Below are 2,000 nucleotides of genomic sequence, written 5' to 3'. Positions count from 1 at the left end.
CAACATCGCGAAGCAAAAGCACGGCTTCTTGTCCATCCGGTACAAGCGGCTCGCCAACCGGCGTGGCAAGTCCCGCGCCATTGTCGCGATCGGACACAGCATCATCACCGCGGCCTACAACATGCTCGCCAACGGTGTCTGCTACGAGGAACCACCCCTGCGGCACTACGGCCAGGCCAACGCAGACAGAACCCGCCAACGCGCGCTCAAGGACCTCACCCAACTCGGATTCGAGGTGACGATCACACGCACCCCAGCCGCATGACTCCCCACATTTTCGTATCAGTTGGCAGCCTTCTTAGCGCTGTCGAACCCGGATCCGTCGCCAAAGTAGGCGCGGATGCAGGGACCGATGGCCGGGCCCACACCCGGTAAGGACAGCACCAGCGGGTCATCGCCGTAGAGGTGCTCCCACCACTGCCGCGCGTGGGAGCTAAACCGCTCGACCCTGGCCCGTGACTCCTGCAGGTCTGTCAGGTGTTCGGCGACGTCCACGGCCAGCGCGTCCAGATCCAGATGCCCCTCCCAGAAATCTGCCCACCCCCGCGCCGCGGCCTTGATCGCGGCAGCACGGGCGGGCGTATCTCCAACGTCACGGGTATGCTCGGCGACCACAGCCGTAAGCGTTGCTGAGCGCGCCGATGCCAGGGAACGCAGGTGCGGCCAGCGGCCCAGCACCGCCAATGCTGTTGACTCGGATCCGGCGAAAGCGGACCACACATCGGGAAAGGCCCACCGTGCCAGCGACAGCAGCCGCCGCCAGTGCCGGTTCCCGTCAATCACGGCGCCGGCCCGGCGGACCACGGCCCGTCGCAGTGCCAGCTGCCCCGGGGATGCCAGGACCAGCGGTGGCGGGTCGAAGATCTCCCCGGCGTGGGTGAGTACTTCGGAGTCGATGACGTCGGACTTGTTTTTGCCCATGATGGCCGCGCGCAGCCGTGAGGAGTGCCGGGCGCCGATCATTTCCATCTGCCCGCCGGCCCGTTCAACCGCCAGGGTCAGCGCCAGCCAGGTCATCGATGTCGGTTCCACGACCGCTGTCAGCGGCGCCGTTACGGCGGCCAGCCGCTGTGAGAGTCTCTCCAGCCCGGCAAGGGTTGGGTCGACAGTGAAACGGCTCAGATGTTCTGTTCCGTCGTCGAAAAACTCCCGCACCGCGATACGGTGCCGTGCCGTGATGGCCTCATCGATACCTGCCACTGCCCGCACGATCCCCGCGGGTTTATCCTGATCTTGCATGATGGTTCTCCCTTTCGCATCGAATACGTGCGATGGAACAACCCGTCGTTGCCGGTCCACCAGCCGAGTCACCAGGCCGGGTAGTCCACCTCTGGGGAGAACCGTCATGCGTTGCTTCCAGCGCCGGGCTGGTTGGGTCCCCAGATAGAAGTCCAGTATCTGTGTGAGTTTCGTGTCCGAGAATGGACACAGGAGGAAATTCACGAATCATGGCACGCAGACATACCCCCGATCAGGTCATCGCCAAAGTCCGGCAGGGCCAGAAAATGCTCAATGACGGGCGCCCGATGGTCGAGGTCATCAAGGAGCTCCAGGTCACCGAGGCGACCTGGTACCGGTGGCTGAACCAGTACGGGTCCGAGAGGAACGCCGAGGCGTCCAAGCTGACCAGGGAGCTGGAGAAGGAGAACGCCCGGCTCAAGCGCCTGCTGGCGGAGAAGGAACTGGCCATCGACATCCTCAATGAGGTGGCCAAGGGAAAATTCTGAGCCCCGAACCCCGCCGCAGTGCCGTGCGCATGGCAGTGGAGAAGTTCGGGGCGTCCGAGCGTTTCGCGTGCTCGCTTCTGGGGCAAAACCGGTCCGCGTTCCGCAAGAAGAAGCCCGACATGGGCTTCGAGGAAGCCCAGCTCAGGGCAGCACTGCGGGCCGTGGCCGGGAAGCACCCCGCGTGGGGCTGGCGGAAGGCCCGCTGGCACCTGCTGGCCCAGCCGGACTGGGACGGCGTGGCGCTGAACCGGAAGCGGGTCCGCCGGCCGCCGG

Annotated in this window: 1 protein-coding gene and 2 pseudogenes; 2 read left to right on the top strand and 1 reads right to left on the bottom strand. The window is 65.3% G+C overall.

Annotated features, from left to right (window positions below; genetic code table 11):
- Positions 1-265, top strand: a pseudogene (locus tag DAD99_RS21320) (IS110 family transposase); the annotation flags it as partial.
- A gap of 17 nt (positions 266-282) precedes the next feature.
- Here the strand turns inward: DAD99_RS21320 and DAD99_RS21990 are convergent.
- Complete coding sequence (locus DAD99_RS21990; RefSeq protein WP_227008372.1) at positions 283-1,239, bottom strand: transposase; 957 nt, start codon at positions 1,237-1,239, stop codon at positions 283-285.
- A gap of 209 nt (positions 1,240-1,448) precedes the next feature.
- Here DAD99_RS21990 and DAD99_RS21310 point away from each other — a divergent pair.
- Positions 1,449-2,000 (top strand): annotated as a pseudogene (locus DAD99_RS21310) (transposase); the annotation flags it as partial.

The sequence above is a fragment of the Pseudarthrobacter sp. AB1 genome (assembly GCF_014926485.1).
In the GTDB taxonomy this organism is placed as follows: Bacteria; Actinomycetota; Actinomycetes; order Actinomycetales; family Micrococcaceae; genus Arthrobacter.
The sequence above is the reverse complement of the archived record's forward strand: the minus strand, read 5'-3'. Positions and strand labels throughout refer to the sequence as shown.